Annotated in this window: 14 protein-coding genes; 7 read left to right on the top strand and 7 right to left on the bottom strand. The window is 75.4% G+C overall.

Annotated features, from left to right (window positions below):
- Positions 1–39: 39 nt before the first annotated feature.
- Positions 40–963: an aminoglycoside phosphotransferase family protein gene (locus tag ACFVGO_RS14055; protein ID WP_380631956.1), complete on the top strand. Its 924-nt coding sequence runs from the start codon at positions 40–42 to the stop codon at positions 961–963.
- Between the two features lie 98 nt (positions 964–1,061).
- Here ACFVGO_RS14055 and ACFVGO_RS14050 read toward each other — a convergent pair whose 3' ends face one another.
- The 5 genes from ACFVGO_RS14050 to ACFVGO_RS14030 all read right to left on the bottom strand — a co-directional run bounded on the left by ACFVGO_RS14050 (position 1,062) and on the right by ACFVGO_RS14030 (position 5,342).
- Complete coding sequence (locus tag ACFVGO_RS14050) at positions 1,062–1,925, bottom strand: biotin-dependent carboxyltransferase family protein (protein ID WP_359911092.1); 864 nt, start codon at positions 1,923–1,925, stop codon at positions 1,062–1,064.
- Positions 1,922–2,602 carry a 5-oxoprolinase subunit PxpB gene (gene pxpB / locus ACFVGO_RS14045; protein ID WP_359911095.1) on the bottom strand — a complete coding sequence of 227 codons (681 nt, stop codon included), beginning with the start codon at positions 2,600–2,602 and terminating at the stop codon, positions 1,922–1,924. Before pxpB ends, ACFVGO_RS14050 begins: the two co-directional genes overlap by 4 nt.
- A complete protein-coding gene (locus tag ACFVGO_RS14040) occupies positions 2,599–3,375 on the bottom strand; it encodes a 5-oxoprolinase subunit PxpA (RefSeq protein WP_359911098.1) in 777 nt (258 codons plus the stop codon). Before ACFVGO_RS14040 ends, pxpB begins: the two co-directional genes overlap by 4 nt.
- 172 nt (positions 3,376–3,547) lie before the next feature.
- The gene (locus tag ACFVGO_RS14035) at positions 3,548–4,072 is read right to left on the bottom strand and encodes a hypothetical protein (protein ID WP_359911101.1); all 525 of its coding nucleotides are present in this window, start codon (positions 4,070–4,072) and stop codon (positions 3,548–3,550) included.
- A gap of 211 nt (positions 4,073–4,283) precedes the next feature.
- The gene (locus tag ACFVGO_RS14030; protein WP_380631953.1) at positions 4,284–5,342 is read right to left on the bottom strand and encodes an IPT/TIG domain-containing protein; all 1,059 of its coding nucleotides are present in this window, start codon (positions 5,340–5,342) and stop codon (positions 4,284–4,286) included.
- Positions 5,343–5,536: 194 nt separating this feature from the next.
- On the opposite strand from ACFVGO_RS14030, the gene ACFVGO_RS14025 reads away from it, so the two are divergent.
- From ACFVGO_RS14025 to ACFVGO_RS14010, 4 genes are all read left to right on the top strand, one after another.
- A complete protein-coding gene (locus ACFVGO_RS14025; RefSeq protein WP_359911160.1) occupies positions 5,537–7,066 on the top strand; it encodes a hypothetical protein in 1,530 nt (509 codons plus the stop codon).
- 77 nt (positions 7,067–7,143) lie between these two features.
- Positions 7,144–8,019: a hypothetical protein gene (locus ACFVGO_RS14020; protein ID WP_359911107.1), complete on the top strand. Its 876-nt coding sequence runs from the start codon at positions 7,144–7,146 to the stop codon at positions 8,017–8,019.
- A 202-nt stretch (positions 8,020–8,221) separates the two neighbouring features.
- Entirely contained in the window at positions 8,222–12,784 is a 4,563-nt protein-coding gene (locus tag ACFVGO_RS14015) for a hypothetical protein (RefSeq protein WP_380631951.1), read from the top strand.
- Between the two features lie 61 nt (positions 12,785–12,845).
- The gene (locus ACFVGO_RS14010) at positions 12,846–13,613 is read left to right on the top strand and encodes a metallophosphoesterase (protein WP_359911113.1); all 768 of its coding nucleotides are present in this window, start codon (positions 12,846–12,848) and stop codon (positions 13,611–13,613) included.
- A gap of 15 nt (positions 13,614–13,628) precedes the next feature.
- Here the strand turns inward: ACFVGO_RS14010 and ACFVGO_RS14005 are convergent, their stop codons facing one another.
- Both ACFVGO_RS14005 and ACFVGO_RS14000 read right to left on the bottom strand, forming a co-directional pair.
- The gene (locus ACFVGO_RS14005; protein ID WP_380631949.1) at positions 13,629–14,186 is read right to left on the bottom strand and encodes a hypothetical protein; all 558 of its coding nucleotides are present in this window, start codon (positions 14,184–14,186) and stop codon (positions 13,629–13,631) included.
- Between the two features lie 205 nt (positions 14,187–14,391).
- Entirely contained in the window at positions 14,392–15,087 is a 696-nt protein-coding gene (locus ACFVGO_RS14000; protein ID WP_359911119.1) for an FCD domain-containing protein, read from the bottom strand.
- 151 nt (positions 15,088–15,238) lie between these two features.
- Here ACFVGO_RS14000 and ACFVGO_RS13995 point away from each other — a divergent pair, with 151 nt between their 5' ends.
- Together ACFVGO_RS13995 and ACFVGO_RS13990 are read left to right on the top strand one after the other, a co-directional pair.
- Positions 15,239–15,793: a gluconokinase gene (locus ACFVGO_RS13995; RefSeq protein ID WP_359911122.1), complete on the top strand. Its 555-nt coding sequence runs from the start codon at positions 15,239–15,241 to the stop codon at positions 15,791–15,793.
- A gap of 2 nt (positions 15,794–15,795) precedes the next feature.
- A partial coding sequence (locus ACFVGO_RS13990) for a gluconate:H+ symporter (RefSeq protein WP_380632038.1) occupies positions 15,796–17,141 on the top strand: 1,346 nt, incomplete at its 3' end.

Genomic DNA, 17,141 nt, shown 5'->3' with positions numbered 1-17,141 from the left:
TCGTACGCTGGGGCGGACCGTCCGAGAGGAGCCCGTCCGATGTCCGTCCAGGTCCCGCCCGCGCTGGCCGCGTCCCTGGAGGGCTTCCTCGGCGCCGAGGGGCGCGCCTGGGTGGCCCGACTGCCCACCCTGGCCGGCGAGTTGCTGGACCGCTGGGAGCTGCGCCCGGACGGGCCGGTCGCGCACGGCGTGGTCGGGCTGGTGCTCCCGGTGCTGCGCGCCGACGGGATGCCGGCCGTGCTCAAGCTCCAGCCCGTGGACGAGGAGACCGCGGGCGAACCGCTCGCCCTGCGAGCCTGGGACGGCCGCGGCGCCGTGCGGCTGCTCGACCACGAACCGGCCACCGGCTCCCTGCTGCTGGAGCGGCTGGACCCCGGGCGCTCACTGCTCGACCTGCCCGACGACCTCGCGGCGCTGCGCGTGATCGCCGAGCTGCTCGGGGAATTGACGAAACGTCAGGCACCCTCCGGGCTGAGGACCCTGGCGGGTGCGGCGAGCGACCTGATCGACCGGGCCCCGGTGGCCGTCGCGGCCCTCGCCGACCCGGTGGAGCGGCGCCTGCTCGCCGACTGCGCGGCCGCCCTGTGCGAGGTCCGCGCCGATCCCGGCGACCGGCTGCTGCACTGGGACCTGCACTACGGCAATGTGCTGGCCCCGCTCCCCGGCAGCGGCCGGGCGCCCTGGCTGGCCATCGACCCCAAGCCGCTGGCCGGCCACCCCGGCTTCGAGCTGCTCCCGGCGCTGCGCAACCGCTGGGAGGACGTGGTGGCCACCGGGGATGCAACCCGGGCGCTGCGGCGGCGCTTCGACCTGTTGACGGAGGTGCTGGAGCTGGACCGCGAGGTGGCGGCGGCCTGGACGCTCGCCCGGGTGCTGCAGAACGCGGTCTGGGTGGCCGAGGAGGGCGGGGCGGAGCTGGACCCGGCCCAACGTGCCGTCGCCGAGGTGCTGTTGGGGCGCTGACCGGGGAGCCCGCGCGGCTTTCCGCGCCTGCGAGGTACTGCCGCTCGGCGTTCCCGCTGGGCGTTTCCCGCTGGGCGCTTCCCGCTCGGTGCTTCCGCTCAGTGCTCGCGCAGGGGCACGAAGCGCACCGGTGTCCCCGGCCTGGCCTGTGCGGCGGCCGCGAGGTCGCCGGCCGGCACGACGCCGATCACCGGGTAGCCGCCGGTGGTCGGGTGGTCGGCCAGGAACACCACCGGCTGCCCGTCCGGCGGAATCTGAACGGCGCCCAGCACCATGCCCTCGCTGGGCAGTTCGCCGTCCCTGGCGCGGGCGACCGGCGGGCCCTCGGTGCGCAGCCCGACCCGGTTGCCGGTCGGGGAGACCAGGTACCGGTCGCGGCCGAGACGGGCCACCGCCTCCGGGTCGAACCAGTCCGCGCGCGGTCCGAGCCGCAGCCGCAGCACCAGCTCGGCCGGGGGGCCGGGCAGCGGCACCAGCTCGGGCCTGGCCCGGTACGGCGGCGGGGAGCCCACCGGCAGCCGGTCCCCGGCGGCCAGCGGGGCCGGCCCGAGTCCGGAGAGCAGGTCCGCCGAGCGGCTGCCGAGCACCGGCGGGACGGCGATCCCGCCCGCCACCGCCAGGTAGCCGCGCACCCCGGCCGTCGCCGCCCCCACCTCGACCAGCGCCCCGGCCGGCACCACCACCGGCGCGCCCCAGGCGGCCGGCCGGCCGTCCACCCGGACGGGCGAGGGCGCACCGGTGACGGCGACCAGCGCCGTTCCGACGGCCCGCAGCGCGACCCCGCCGAGCGTGGTCTCCAGCCCGGCGGCCCCGGGCTCGTTGCCCACCAGCCGGTTGGCCGCCCGCAGCGCCGGCTCGTCCAGTGCCCCGGCCCTCGGCACCCCGAGGTGGGCGACCCCGCGCCGCCCGAGGTCCTGGACCGTGGTCAGCGGCCCCGGCCGCTCCACCACCAGTTCGTTCAACTCCGGCTCCCCCCGGGCCCGTTCCGCCGTGAAGCCGTGAAGCGGACCCGGGTGCCCGGCGCCAGTAGGGCCGGGGGCTCGCGGTCGGTGTCCCAGAGGGTGAGCGCCGTCCGGCCGATCAGCTGCCAGCCGCCGGGGGAGGGGTGCGGGTAGACGCCGGTGTACGGGCCGGCCAGGGCGACCGAGCCGGCCGGGACGGAGCTGCGCGGGGTGGCCCGGCGCGGCACCTCGTAGCGCGCCGGGAGGCCGGTGAGGTAGCCGAAGCCGGGGGCGAAGCCGCAGAACGCGACGACGTACTCGGATCCGGTGTGGATCCGGACGGCGGCCTCCTCGGACACCCCCCACAGTGCGGCGACCTCGGCCAGGTCGGCGCCGTCGTACACGGTCGGGACCTCCAGCAGCGGCCCGCGCGCCGCCCCGGCCGTCGCCGGACGGGCGGTGCGCAGCAGCGCCGCCACCGCGCCGACGTCCGCGACGCCGTCCAGCAGCAGGGTGCGCGCGGCCGGTACCAGCTCTTCCACCGCGCCGAGCGCCCCGGCCTCCCGGCGCTCGCTCAGCCAGCCGTACAGCGCCGCCACCTCGGCCGTCCCGGGCAGCTCGACCAGGAGCGCCCGCTCGCCGACCCGGCGCACCGTCCCCGCCGTCGCGTCGGGGCCGGGTACGCGAGGGGCTGTCACGTGAACGCCTCCACCCGGACCCCGGCGGAGGCCAGGGCGCCGCGGATCCGCCAGGCGAGCTGGGCGGCGCCGGGGGTGTCGCCGTGGACGCACAGCGAGCGGGCCTCGACGGCGATCCGCTCGCCGCCGGCGGCCTCCACCGTGCCGTCCCGGGCGATGGCGACGGCGCGGGTGATCACCGACTCGGGGTCGTGCACCACCGCGTCCGGCTCGCGGCGCGGGACGAGGGTGCCGGTGCGGGTGTAGGTGCGGTCGGCGAAGGCCTCGGCGACCACCGGGAGCCCGACGCCCTCGGCCACCTCCAGCAGCAGCGAGCCCGGCAGGCCGAGCACGGGCAGCGGCCCGTCGCAGACCGCGCCCGCCCGCAGCACGCCGGCCACCACGGCCTCGGCCTGCTCGGAGTCGCCGACCACCCGGTTGTAGAGGGCGCCGTGCGGCTTGACGTAGGAGACCTTGGAACCGGCCGCGCGGGCGAACACCTGGAGGGCGCCGATCTGGTACGCGATCTCGTCGGCGAGCTCCTCCGGGGGCACGTCCATCGCGCGGCGGCCGAAGCCGGCCAGGTCGCGGTAGGAGACCTGGGCGCCGATCCGGACGCCGCGCTCGGCCGCCAGGGCGCAGACCCGGCGCATCGTCGACGGGTCCCCGGCGTGGAACCCGCAGGCGACGTTGGCGCTGGTCACCACGGACAGCAGGGCCTCGTCGTCGGTCAGGGTCCAGCGTCCGAACCCCTCGCCGAGGTCCGCATTGAGATCGATCACCGCATCGGCCACGCCCGTCCGCCTCCCAGCAGCTGTTGAGCCAGATGGTAGGGCCTGCGGATGAAGGCCGTTGCCCGTGACCCGGAGCCCCGCGGGCGCCGCGGCGTGTGCCCGGGGCCGCACGCCCCGGGGCGGCGCCTCACGGGGTCGCGCCGGGGCGCGAGCGGGCGCGGACCGCCCGGACTCAGCCGGTGGTCACCGGTGCGCGGAAGGCGCGCTCCAGCGGACGCAGCGCCCGCAGCACGATCAGCAGCGGTACGACGCCGAGGACTCCGAACGACATGTCGACGAATCGCCAGGCCAGTGGAATCCCGCGCAGCGGCCCGCAGATCAGTGCCAGCGGGATGACGGCCCCGCAGGCGAGCACGGCCCAGCGGATCACCCAGATGTTGCGGACCGGGTCCTTGAGCGGCCCCCAGAAGGCGGCGGCGATCACCAGGTGGGCGAAGGCCAGCCAGTCGGTGCCGTAGGCCAGGAAGGGGTAGCGCCCGTTGGTCTCGGCGAGACCGGTGTGAACCCGTTCGAGCCAGGCCGCCGCTGCGGGGAGGCGGTCGCTCAGCGGAGCGGCCGGCCCGGAGGCGAAGTCGACCAGCCAGCGGGTCTCGGTCTCCAGGGGGAACGCGGTCAGGCCGCTGAGCACCAGGCAGACCAGGAAGAACCAGAGCCACCGTCGGACCTTGCGAAGGATGACCGCGGGGTCGCCGTCCATTTCGCCCACCTCCATGCCGAGCATGCCGAAGTGCAGGCGGAGCCTCGTCCGACCTGCGCGGAAGCGACTCTAGACCTATCTTTTGAACGTGTTCAACTCGCATTTTGGGTGGGGTGGGGCAGGGGGCGGCCGGGGCCGCCCCGGAACGCACCGGTGCCCGGGCTCCACGGAGCCCGGGCACCGGTGGCGGGCGGAACGCCGCCCGCGGCCGTTACGCCGTGTAGGTGTACGTCACGGGAGCGCTGGTCCCGCCCGCCGTGGTGACGGTGACGCCCACCGCCCCGGGCTGGGTGCCCGCCGGGGCCGTGGCGGTGCAGGCGGTCGGACCGCAGGAGACATGGGTGGCCGGCACCCCGCCGAAGGCCACCGACCCGTACGTCAGGTTGCTGCCGAACAGGTACACCCGGGTACCGCCGACGGCCGGGCCGGAGACCGGAGAGAGGCTGCTGACCACTGGCGCGGCCGGGGCCGGCGGCGGGGCGCCGGTGTAGTCGAAGGTGACCGGAGCCGAGGCTGTGCCGCCGGGCGTCACCACGCTGACCGGGGCGCTGCCCGTGCCGCCGGGGGTGGTCACCGCGCAGGCGGTGTCGGTGCAGCGGCCGGGGGCCGGGACGCCGCCGACCAGCACCATGCCGTTGGCCAGGTTGCTGCCGCTGACGGTCACCTCGGTGCCGCCGGTGCCCGGGCCGGTGGCGGTGTCGAGGCCGGTGGCGGCGGGGGCGGCCTGGACGGTCGCCGGCAGGTAGCTCTTGCTGCCGAGGTCGTAGCCGGAGACGTGCCCGGTCGGGTCGGCGTCGTTCGGGTTGGCGACCGTCGCGGTGATCGCGCCGACGATCGGCACGCCGGGCGTGGTGGCCAGGTTGAGCTTCATGAAGTTGTAGCTCCCGACCGCCCGGGTGGCGGTGAACACGGCCTCCAGGTGGCGGTGGTCGGGGGAGAGGGCGGTGGTGAAGGTGTAGTCCGGCGGCGTGGGGAAGAACATCGCACCGTCGGTGGTGACGCCGGGCGGCAGGTCGAGGGTGATGTGGGTCGGCCCGGTCAGGTCCGCGGTGCCGGACACGGTCCAGGCCACCGACATGTTCCCGGTGGTGAAGAACCCGCCGGGGTAGTTCCCGCTCTGCGACACGGTCACGTGCTGGGCGGAGGTCGACGTCGTCGCGGCCGGGGCGGCCGCGGCGGCGGTGGCGCCGGTGACGAGGACGGCGCCGGTGGCGAGGGTGGTCACGGACAGCGCGGCGGCGAGGCCCGCTTTGGCCAGTCGGGTGATCATTGGTCGATCATCACCGAACAAGCGCGCCGCCCTCACGCTTTTCTCGAATGCCGGTTCGGGAATGGCGGGATCTCGTCGAAATCACGTTCTGAATCCGTCACCCGTACCGTCGTCCACCTGCCGCTCCGCCCGCCCGCAAGGTCCGTTTCGGTCGATGTCGGTGCGAACCTCTAATCTTGTCCTCCGTGACCGTCATCGCAGACCCGCTCACCGAGCCCGGCCTCCGCCCGCCCGCCGGCCCGGCCGCCGCGCGCCCCGCGCCCGGCCCCGCCGCCGACGAGGGCCTGGCCCGCCGGCTCAAGGCGCTGGCCTGCACCGCCCCGCTGCACGACCTGGACAACCGCAAGGTCAACCTGGCCGGCGAGTACGGCGGCTACGCGATGGCCGAGGTCGGCCTCGCCGCGATCGACCTGGTCACCCTGAACATGGACTTCGACACCGGGGCCGACCGCGACATAGTGCTCGCCCGCCTGCTGCCCCGGGTCGCCGTCCAGGCCACCGGCCGCCCCGCCGCCGAGCACGAGCGGGTCGCCCGCTGGGTGCTGGAGTCGCTGATCAACGTCGGCAGCGTGGACCGCGGCTTCCGCGCCGTCTACGGCACCTTCGGCGCGGACGGCGAGTACGTCCGCCGGGACTACGACTTCAAGCTGATCGAGGAGGTCCCCGGCCCGGACGGCGGCGTCTACCTGCGCACCACCGACGAGGCGGTCAACGTCCTGGTCGGCGCGCTCGACACCGACGTCACCTCGGCCCAGATCGCCGCCGAGGTCAAGCTGGAGGTGCTGATCCGCCGCGGCCGCCTGGCCGACGCCCAGCTCGCCGCCGAGCAGGCCCGCTACCGCACCGTCCAGTTCGCCGAGACGCTGCGCCGCGCCCTGGACGCCACCCGCCGCAACGTCCGCGCCGTCGACTGGATGCGCGCCGTTCCCGACCTCATCGCGGAGGCGCTGGACCACATCGCGGACCGCTACCGGCACGAGAACGCGATTCTCACCAACATCCGCAAGGCCCGCGACGAGGCCGAGGACCCGGAGCACAAGCGCCGCGCCGCCGAGCTGGTCGACATCGTCAAGGACTGCATCCGCCGCCACACCCAGCTCCAGACCCGCCTGCTGGAGGCCGGCCCGCTGTTCCGCGCCGAGCAGGACCGGCAGGCCTTCGCCACCCCCGGCGCCCGCAGCGGCATCGACCTCTACGGGCAGCTGCTCGCCCCCGTGCTGCGGCTGCCGGTGGAGCAGGCCGTCCGCCCCACCGGCGCCTTCTTCGCCCGTGGCGCCGGTCTGCGCACCCCGGTCTCGGTCCGGGTCGCCGACCTGGTCGACCTGCTGCTCACCCCGCCGGTCGAACGCGAGCACCTCGGCGCCGAGCTGCCCGACCCCGACCTGGTCGCCACCCCGGACGACAGCCGGTTCTCCGAGGCCCAGCTGGAGTCCGCGATGGTCCTGCTCGACCTGCCCCCGGACGCCCCCCGCCGGCTCTCCGGCCTGCTCGCCGACGCCCGCAAGCAGGACCCGGACCTGCCGTACCTGCTGGCCCTGCTCGCCGTGCACGCCGCCAGCCCGCCGGTCGGCACCGCCTACCGCCAGGGCGAGGAGCGGCTGCTGTTCGCCGTGGACGACGGCACCCAGCTGCACGACCCGGAGTTCGGCGGCGCCGACCTGATCGTCGGCAGCGCCCTGCTCGACGCGGTCGGCATGGCCGCCGACCGCAAGGACGCCGGCTGACCGGCCGGGAGGCACACCTTGCCGGGACCGACCTTGACGAACCGTAACCACCGCGCCACCCCCGAGGAGCACCGCCCGTGACGACCCACCACGACACGTCCTGGGCGACCGAGAGCGAACCCGCGGCCCCTGCGCCGATCACCCCGGCCGACGTCGCGGACGCCGCCCGGCTGGTCTCCTTCGGCCTCCAGGCCAAGCTGTTGCCCGCCCGGGACGCCGAGTACGCCGAGCTGGTGCGCCGCCACCGCGAGGACCCGCCGTTCGCCCGGCTCGCCGACGCCGTCGCCACCGGCATGGGCCTGGTCGTCCTGGAGGTCTCCCCGCGGGCCGGCATGGCCGTGGCCGCCGCCGAGGACTCGCTGTTCGCCGTCCGGATGGGCGACTACTCGCGCCGCGCCGCCTCCGAGTCCACCGACCGCTTCCTGCACGGCCTGGCCCACCTGGCCGTCGCCGCGATGGCCTTCCCCCGCCCCGAGGACCTCGCCGACGACGGCTACCTCGGCCGGATCACCGTCAACGGCGTCGACTCCTTCGTGCGCCAGGCCTGCCGCCGCCTGGAGGAGCAGGCCGACGCCGAGGGCGCCAACACCGACCCGGCCTCCGACGCCCCCGGCCTGGAGGCGGCCTGGCGGGTCTGGGCCCGGCGCACCGCCACCGGCGCCACCAAGGACGCCCGCCGGCTCTCCGGCTCCACCATCGGCATCGTCGCCAAGGCCGTGCTGTTCCTGGTCGACTCCGGCTTCCTCCAGAAGGTCTCCGACGACTCCGGCGGCACCTACCGCACCACCGCCCGCTACCAGCTCCAGGTGCGCGACCTGGCGGGCAGCGCGGCCATGGCCGAACTGCTCGACCTCGGCATCGTCCCGGTCTCCGACGGCACCGCCAGCCTGCTGCCGCCGGACACCGGCGACGAACTGGTCGCCGACGCGGGCCTGCCGTTCCACTCGCTCTGAACCCCGGTGCCCGGAGTCCACCCGCTCCGAGCACCGGCGCCCAGAACCCACCCGCCCAGAGCCCACCCGCTCCGAGCCCACCGCGCCGGCCTCCCGCCGGGCGCACCCGGTCCTGGAGCACCGCGCCGGCCCCGGCCCACCCGCCCCGAACCGGCCCGCCGCCCACCCCTCACGCCACGCAAGCCACGGAGAACCGCCGCACATGTACGAGCTCAACCGGGTCCGCCTCTACTCGATCGGACCGGCCGGCGCCCGCTACGCCGACACGGTGCTCGACCTGCGCGGCGTCGGCGAGCCGGTCGCCGACCCGGCCCCGCAGCAGATCGGCCTGTTCGGCGAGGACACCGACGGCCCGGTCCGCCGCCCCGCCCCCGCCGGCGTGCTCTTCCTGGAGAACGGCGGCGGCAAGTCGGTCCTGCTCAAGCTGATCTTCTCGGTCATGCTCCCCGGCCACCGCAACACCCTCGGCGGCGCCAGCTCCGGCGTGCTGCGCAAGTTCCTGCTCGCCGACGACTGCGGCCACGTCGCCCTGGAGTGGCAGCACACCGTCACGGGCGAGCTGATCGTGGTCGGCAAGGTCAGCGAGTGGCGCGGCCGCCAGGTCTCCTCCGACCCGCGCAAGTTCGCCGAGACCTGGTACTCCTTCCGCCCCGGCGCCGGCCTGACCCTCGACTCGCTGCCGGTCGCCGAACGGGTCAGCCTCGCCGGCGACCAGAAGGCCCGCGGCCGCCGCCGCACCATGAAGGGCTTCCGCGACGCCCTCACCGAGGCCGGCAAGGCCCACCCCCACCTCGACCTGGTCTTCGAGGACGGCCACGACCGCTGGACCGAGCACCTCGGCGAACTCGGCCTCGACCCCGAACTCTTCCGCTACCAGCGCGAGATGAACGCCGACGAGGGCGAGGCGGCCGGCCTCTTCGCGGTCAAGCACGACAGCGACTTCACCGACCTCCTGCTGCGCGCCGTCACCGACACCCGGGACACCGACGGCCTCGCCGACCTCGTGCACGGCTTCGCCGCCAAGCTCGGCCGCCGCGCCGAACTCACCGCCGAACGCGACTTCACCGCCGGCTCGCTGGACCTGCTGGAGCGCATCGCCGAGACCACCACCGCCCGCGAGACCGTCCGCGAGGCCCACCGCACCGCCGAACGCCGCACCCGCCGCCTCGCCCACGCCCTCGCCTCCCGCGCCACCGCCGAACGCGACCGCGCCCAGGACCTCGCCGTCGAGGTCGCCGCCGCCGCGAGCGCCGTCACCGCCGCCGAGGCCGACCGCACCCGGCACAGCCTGATCACCGACGAACTCACCCACCGGCACGCCACGCTGGGCCTCGCCGCGGCCACCGCCGAGGCCGCCGCGCTGCGCCGCGAACTCATCGACGCCCGCACCCTGCACTCCGCCTGGCAGGCCGCCGAGGCGGTGCTGCGCCAGCGCGCCGCCGCCGACCGGGTCACCCGGGTCGCCGCCGCCATCCGCGAGGCCGAGCTGGACGCAGCCCCTGCGCTCGCCGCCCGCGCCCGCGCCGCGACCGCCCTGGCCCGGGCCCTGGAGGCCGCCGCCGCGGCCGCCGAGTCCCGCGCCGACACCGAGGAGGAGCGCGCGGGCGAACTCCAGGAGGACGGCGGCAAGGCGCAGTCCGACGCCACCGAGGCCGCCACCGCCGCCCAGAAGGCCCGCAGCGAGGCCGAGCACCTGCGCCAGCGCCTAGCCGAGGTCGAGCAGGAGACCGAGGCCGCCGTCTCGGCCGGCTTCATCGACGCCGACGGCGACGTGGACCCGGCCCGCGCCGCGCTGCACGCCGCCGACGTCGAGAAGGCCGCCGCCGCCGCGCTCGCCCAGGCCCGTACCGCCGCCGAGTCCGCCGCCGCCCGGCTGCGCGAGTCCGCCGCCGCCACCTCGCGCGCCGAACTCGCCGCCGAGCGGGCCGGCGACGCCCGCAAGGACGCCGCCCGCTCCCTCGCCGCCGAGCAGCGCACCGCCGCCCTGCTCGCCACCGAGGAGCGCCTCGCCGACCTGCTCTCCCTCACGCCCTACCAGGAGGGCGCCGAGGAGGACGCCGGCTTCCTCACCCCCGCCGTGCTCGACCGCAACGCCGAGTACCTGCGCGAACTCCTCGACGAGTCCATCGCCACCGCCGAACGCACCCTGTTCGACCTCCGCACGGCCGCCGCCGACGACTCCCGCATCCTCGCCGCCCTCGGCGACGGCGGCCTGCTGCCGCCCGGCCCGGACGTGCTCGCCACCGTCGAGTACCTCGCCGAGCACGGCATCCCGGCCCTGCCCGGATGGCGCTACCTCGCCCAGTCCGTGGACCCGGCCGACCACGACGCGATCCTCGCCGCCCGCCCCGAACTGGTCGACGGCGTGGTCGTCACCGACCCGTCCTCGCTGGAACGCGCCCGCGAGGCCCTGCAGGCCGCCGCCCTGCTGCCGCGCTCGACCGTCGCCGTCGGCGCCGCCGCCTCGCTGATCGCCCCGATCACCGACGAGCCCGCCTTCTTCCTCGTCCCGCCGAACCCGGCCATGCACGACGAGTCCGCCGCCGACGGCGAGCGCCGCGAACTGCGCGCCCGGGCGAGCGCCCGCGAGGAGCACATCCGCGAACTGGCCGGCCGCCTCGGCGCCGACCGCGCCCTCGCCGCCCGCCTCGCCTCCTGGCACGCCAGCTGCCCGCCCGGCACCCTCGCCGAATTCGCCGCCGCCGCCGAGGCCGCCCGCGAGCACGCCGAGCAGGCCGCCGCCGCCCTCGCCACCCTGCGCGCCGACCACGACGAGGCCGAGACCGACCACGCCGCGGCCGCCTCCGTCCACGAGGAGCACCGCGAGGCCGCCCAGCGGGCCCGCCGCCGCGCCGACGCCCTCTCCGGCCTCGCCTTCCGGCTGCGCGAGCGCGGCAACTGGGCCCGCCGCCAGCGCGAACTCGCCGAGGACGCCGCCGAGTGCGACCGCCGCCAGGTGCTGTGCGCCGAGCGCGCCCGCACCTGCGACGAGGACCGCCGCGCCGCCCAGCGCGCCGCCGACGACGCCCGCCGCACGGCCCGCGCGCTGCGCGCCGAACGCGCCGAGATCCCCGCCGCCGAGCAGTCCGACGAGCCCGTCGAGACCGCCCCCGCCGCGCTGCCCGCACTGCGCGAGGCCTACCGCGCCGCCTCCCAGCTGTACGAGAAGGTCGGCGTCGGCGCCGACCTGCGCGCCGAACAGGCCCGCGCCGAGGGCGACGAGGCCGCCGCCGCGACCGAACTCGACCGCCTCACCAACAAGGTGCGCACCCGCGCCGAGGAGCTCCTCGGCAGCCCCGACGGCGCCGACGGCCCGGCCCGCCAGGCCGCCGCCGCCCGCGCCGAGGAGCTGGTCGCCACCATCGAGGCCCGCTCCGCCGCCGCCAGCGAGCAGCTCGGCCGGCTGCGCGGCGAGGCCGAGCGCTCCGCCCCCGCCGACGGCGAGGCGCACACCGAGCTGCCCGAGGACCTCGTCCCCACCGATCCGGAGCACGCCCAGGTCCTGCTGCGCACCGCCACCAGCCGCCTCGCCGAGCGCCGCGAGGCCCTGGACGCCGCCCGCACCGCCCACGCCGACCTCCAGCGCACCTTCGACAGCGCCCAGGCCTCGGCCGCCGACTTCGACGAGCTGGCCGGCCAGCTGCGCGACGGCCTGCGCGACCACCAGGAGGACCCGGAAGACCCGGTCGAGCCGTACCTGGGCTCGCTGGCCGACGCCCGCACCGGCGCCACCGAGGCCCGCCGCTCGCTGCGCACCGCCGCCGGCGAGCTGTCCTCCTCCGAACTCGCCGTCCGCGACGCCGCCGACGCCCTGGTCCGGCACGCCAACGCGGCCCGCTACGAGGCCGTCCGCACCCCCGCCCGTCAGCAGATCCGGGAACTGCCCGCCTCCGCGCTGCCCGAGCACGCCGCCGCCTGGGCCGCGGCCTTCGCGCCCCGGCTGCGGGTGCTCACCGACGAGCTGGCCCAGCTGGAGAAGAACCGCGGCTCGATCGTGGACCGGCTGCGCGGCCTGGTCGAGTCCTCGCTCACCACGCTGCGCGCCGCCCAGCGGCTGTCCCGGCTGCCCGAGGGCCTGGGGGAGTGGTCCGGCCAGGAGTTCCTCCGGATCCGCTTCGAGGACCCGGACCACGCCACCCTGGTCGAGCGCCTGGGCGAGGTCATCGACGAGGCCACCCGCGCCGCCGTGAAGAAGAACAGCGACCTGCGCCGCGACGGCATGTCCCTGCTGCTGCGCGGGGTCGCCGCCGCGATCGGCCCCAAGGGCGTCAGCGTCGAGATCCTCAAGCCCGACGCGGTGCTGCGGGCCGAGCGGGTCGGTGTCGGCCAGATGTCCGACGTCTTCTCCGGCGGCCAGCTGCTCACCGCGGCCATCGCGCTGTACTGCACGATGGCGGCGCTGCGCGCCAACGACCGCGGCCAGTCCCAGCTGCGGCACGCCGGCACGCTGTTCCTGGACAATCCGATCGGCCGCGCCAACGCGACCTACCTGCTGGAGCTCCAGCGGGCCGTGGCCGACGCGCTCGGCGTCCAGCTGATCTACACCACCGGCCTGTTCGACACCACGGCGCTCGCCGAGTTCCCGCTGGTGATCCGCCTGCGCAACGACGCCGACCTGCGCGCGGGCCTCAAGTACATCTCGGTCGAGGAGCACCTGCGCCCGGGCCTGCCGGCCGCGCCGGACCCGGACGGCCCGACCATCCACGGCGAGATCACCGCCACCCGGATGTTCAAGCGCCCCGCGGAGGTTCCGGCGCAGACGTGAGCGGGCCCCGCTCGGCCGGGAGAGGTTCCGGTCCGACCGTGAACTGACTAGCGTGACCTCCATGCTGACGATCGCGCACCTCAGTGACACCCACCTCGGCCAGGTCCACCGCCGGGACGGCGGCAGGCGCGCCCGGCGGCGGGCCGAGCAGGTGATGGCGTACCTCGACGCCCTGCCCGGCCCGCTGGACGCGGTGCTGGTCACCGGCGACCTCGCCGACCACGGCCTGCCCGAGGAGTACCGGGAGGTCGCCGAGGTGCTGGCCTCCCGGCACCCGGTGCTCATCTGTCCCGGCAACCACGACTCCAGGGCGCCGTACCGGGAGGTGCTGCTCGGCGAGGCACCGGGGGAGGGGCCGATCAATCGCCTGCACCAACTGCCGGGCGCCGACGTGCTGATGCTCGACTCCTCGATACCCGGGCAGGACGACGGTCTGCTGGACGAGCGGACGCTGGCCTGGCTGGACGCCGAACTGGCGTCCGGCCGCGGCGAGTTGCCCGCGCTGGTGGCCTTCCATCACCCGCCGGTGGAGCTGCACCTGCCGTATGTCGACCCGATCCGCCAGTTCGGCGAGGCGCGGCTGGCGCAGGTGCTGAGCCGCCACCCCCGGGTGGCCGCCCTGTTCTGCGGCCACGCGCACACCTCCGCGGCCACCACCTTCGCCGGTCTGCCGCTGCTGATCGCGCCCGGCGTGGCCTCCACCGTCACGCTGCCGTTCGAGGGCGGGCGCGGCATCTCCTTCGACCATCCGCCGATGGTGGCCTTCCACGTCCTGGACGGGGACCGCCGGCTCACCACCCACTACCGGGCGCTGCCGGTGCGGGACTGACCGATCGGCCCGGCGCTACGGGTGGTTGGGCTGCACCCGGGCCTGGCGCGGCGGCTGTTGCGGCGCCTGGCGCGGCGGTTGGTGCGGCTGCTGGTGCGGCTGCTGGTGCGGCTGCTGGTGCGGCGCTCGCTGCGGCTGGTGCCCGGGCCCGTACGGCTGCTGCCGCCCCGGACCGCCGTACGGCTGCGGTGGCTGCTGCTGCGGTGACTGCGGCCGGGGCATCTCGTACGGCTGCCGGTACACCGAGGACGGGCCGGGCCGGGGGAACGGCCGCGCGGCCAGCGGCTCGGAGGGCCCCCGGGCGCCCGCCGTCGGGTGCGTGGCGCCCTGCGTCCGCATCCGCTGGGCCGCGACCTGGCGGGAGATGAGGATCTCCAGCAGGCACCACATGGTGCCGAACACCCCGAGCCCCATGGCCAGCAGCGCCGGTGTCAGCAGCCAACTGCCCGCGTACGAGGCCAGGGTGGCCACCACGACGCCCACCAGGGTGAAGGACAGGCAGAGCACCGCCCGGACTGCGGCGGCGCGCACCTCGTCGGGCAGGCGGCGGCGACGGCGGCGTGGCACGGACATCGAGCGACCCCCAGGCGCGTGGCGCGTGTTCTGTGAAGCATACGGAACGGGTGCACACGAAACGCGCCCCTCGCCTCACTCTGCCCCGCCGAACCAGGACTATGCGTCCGAAACCGCCGAACTGCCTTCAAATCGTGTCATCCGGGCCGTCCCGTCGTGTCGTCCGGGCCGTCCCGGCAGGCCCGGCGCCGTCCGGTGGCCCGGTTCAGTCCAGCTGGACGTTGAGCTCCTCCAGTGCGCCGGTCACGATCGTCCGCATCGCCCGTTCGGCGTGGACGGCGTCCTCGGCGCAGATCGCCTCCGCGACCTCGCGGTGCAGGCGGATCGCGTACGGCTCCGGCTGATGGGGCATCAGATGGTACTCGGTCCGGCCGGTGAGCACCGCCGCGACGCTGTCCCCGAGGTGGGCGAACATCTCGTTGCCGGAGGCGCGCAGCACCAGGGAGTGGAAGGCGATGTCGTGCCTGAGGAAGGCGTTCAGGTCGGCGGCCCGGGCGGTGACCGTCAGGTCCACGGCCAGTGAGCTGAGTTCGCGCCGGTCGTCGTCGCTCGCGTGGGTGGCGGCGAGCGCGGCCGCGGCCGGTTCGACGGCCACGCGCAGCGAGCCGAGCGAGCGCAGCTGGGCCGGGCGGTCCGCGCCGGCCAGTCGCCAGCGGATCACCATCGGGTCGAAGACGTCCCAGAGCGACTTCGGCTGCACGGTGATCCCGACCCGTCGCCGGGACGCCACCATCCGCATCCCCTCCAGGACGCGCACCGCCTCCCGGACGACCGTCCGGGACACCCCGAACCGGCCCTCCAGCTCCTCCCCACGCAGTACCGCCCCCTCGGGAATCTCCCCCGACGCGATCGCCGGCCCGAGCTCGGCAAGCAGCCGCCCGGGCAGCCCCTGGATCTCCATCCGCCCAGCCTAGACGCCCGCTCCGTGGGCCTTCACCTCGCCCTGCGACCCAGACCACATCGCAAAAGTATGACGATTTGGTTTCCGTCACTTGAATACGTCATATCTTTGAGGCGATAGTGGCGGCCAGGCAACGAAGGAGCACCACCCCATGGCTCTCAGCGTCGAGAACCACGACCTCCCGCAGGCCCCCCTCACCGTCGTGGTGATGGGCGTCTCGGGCGTCGGCAAGACCACCCTGGCCCGCCTGCTGGCGGACCGTCTCGCCCTCCCCTTCGCGGAGGCGGACGAGTTCCACCCCGCGGCCAACATCGCCAAGATGTCCGCCGGCATCCCGCTGGACGACCAGGACCGCGCCCCCTGGCTGCGCGCCGTCGGCGCCTGGCTCAAGGAGCGGACCGAGGCCGGTACCGGCGGTGTGGTCACCTGCTCGGCGCTGAAGCACCGCTATCGCGACACCCTGCGCGCGGCCTGCCCGGGCGCCTTCTTCCTGCACCTCAGCGGTGGCCACGAGCTGGTCGAGGACCGGCTCAGCCACCGCACCGGCCACTTCATGCCGTCCTCGCTGCTCGACTCGCAGTACGCCGCCCTGGAACCGCTGGCGGCGGACGAGCGCGGCGGCGTCCTGGACGTCGGCCCGTCCCCCGAAGAACTCGTCGAGATGGCCGTGGCGCTGCTGCGGCCCGTCAATGGAGACCTCGCGTGAGCATTGCCCCCACCCTGCTGGCGGCCGCCCCACCGGCCCTGCCGCACACCAGCAGCGACTCCCAGCTGCTGATCGCGGTGCTGCTCAGCATCGGCGCGATCGTCGTACTGATCACCAAGCTGAAGCTGCACCCGTTCCTCGCCCTCACGCTCGGCTCCGGTCTGCTGGCCGCCGTCGCGGGTGCCCCCTTCGACAAGCTGCTGAGCAGCTTCTCCACGGGCTTCGGATCCACCGTCGCCAGCGTCGGCCTGCTGATCGGCCTCGGCGCGATGCTCGGCAAGCTGCTCGCCGACTCCGGCGGCGCCAACATCATCGCGGACACCGTCCTCTCCCGGACCGGCAACAAGGCGCTGCCCTGGGCGATGGCGCTGATCGCGGCCGTGCTCGGCCTGCCGCTGTTCTTCGAGGTCGGGGTCGTCCTGCTGATCCCGATCGTGCTGCTGGTCGCCCGCCGCGGCAACGTACCGCTGATGCGGATCGGCATCCCGGCGCTGGCCGGCCTGTCGGTGCTGCACGGCCTGGTGCCCCCGCACCCGGGCCCGCTGGTCGCGGTCGACGCGCTGAAGGCCGACCTCGGCATCACCCTGGCGCTCGGCCTGCTGATCGCCGTCCCGACCCTGATCATCGCGGGCCCGCTCTTCGCGCGGCTGGCCGAGCGCTGGGTCGGCCCGCTGGAGATCCCGGCGGCCACCGCCCCCGAGGAGACGGCCAAGCACGACCGCACCCCGTCCTTCGCCGCCGTGCTGGCCACCATCCTGCTTCCCGTCGTGCTGATGCTCGGCAAGGCCCTGGCCGACGTCGTGATCGACGACCCGAAGGCGCTGGTCCAGCGGGTGTTCGACTTCATAGGCTCCCCGCTGATCGCCCTGCTCGCCGCGACCCTGCTCGGCATGGTGACCCTCGGCAGGGCGGCCGGCTTCGACAAGGCCCGGATCTCCGACACCGTCGGCAAGTCGCTCGGCCCCATCGCCGGCATCGTGTTCATCGTCGGCGCGGGCGGCGGCTTCAAGCAGACCCTGATCGACGTGGGCGTCGGCAACGCGGTCAGCGAGTGGTCCGGCAAGTGGCACATCTCGGCGCTGCTGCTCGGCTGGCTGATCGCCGTGCTGATCCGGCTGGCCACCGGCTCGGCGACGGTCGCCACGATCACCGCCGCCGGCATCGTCTCCCCGCTGGCCGCGAACATGTCCTCGACCCACGCGGCCCTGCTGGTGCTCGCGATCGGCGCCGGCTCGCTGTTCTTCTCGCACGTCAACGACGCCGGCTTCTGGCTGGTGAAGGAGTACTTCGGGATGAGCGTCGGGCAGACGCTGAAGTCCTGGTCGGTGATGGAGACGGTGATCTCGGT

Origin of the sequence: Kitasatospora sp. NPDC057738 (genome assembly GCF_042798815.1) — a bacterium.
Lineage (GTDB): Bacteria > Actinomycetota > Actinomycetes > Streptomycetales > Streptomycetaceae > Kitasatospora > Kitasatospora lactacystinica.
This window is presented reverse-complemented; position numbering and strand designations above follow the sequence as displayed.

Bases quoted from the DNA above. Each gene is read 5' to 3' on its own strand.
- ACFVGO_RS14055 (WP_380631956.1), top strand. From the start codon at position 40: ATGTCCGTCCAGGTCCCGCCCGCGCTGGCCGCGTCCCTGGAGGGCTTC.
- ACFVGO_RS14035 (WP_359911101.1), bottom strand. From the start codon at position 4,072: ATGGACGGCGACCCCGCGGTCATCCTTCGCAAGGTCCGACGGTGGCTC.
- ACFVGO_RS14030 (WP_380631953.1), bottom strand. From the start codon at position 5,342: ATGATCACCCGACTGGCCAAAGCGGGCCTCGCCGCCGCGCTGTCCGTG.
- ACFVGO_RS14015 (WP_380631951.1), top strand. From the start codon at position 8,222: ATGTACGAGCTCAACCGGGTCCGCCTCTACTCGATCGGACCGGCCGGC.
- ACFVGO_RS14010 (WP_359911113.1), top strand. From the start codon at position 12,846: ATGCTGACGATCGCGCACCTCAGTGACACCCACCTCGGCCAGGTCCAC.
- ACFVGO_RS14005 (WP_380631949.1), bottom strand. From the start codon at position 14,186: ATGTCCGTGCCACGCCGCCGTCGCCGCCGCCTGCCCGACGAGGTGCGC.
- ACFVGO_RS14000 (WP_359911119.1), bottom strand. From the start codon at position 15,087: ATGGAGATCCAGGGGCTGCCCGGGCGGCTGCTTGCCGAGCTCGGGCCG.
- ACFVGO_RS13995 (WP_359911122.1), top strand. From the start codon at position 15,239: ATGGCTCTCAGCGTCGAGAACCACGACCTCCCGCAGGCCCCCCTCACC.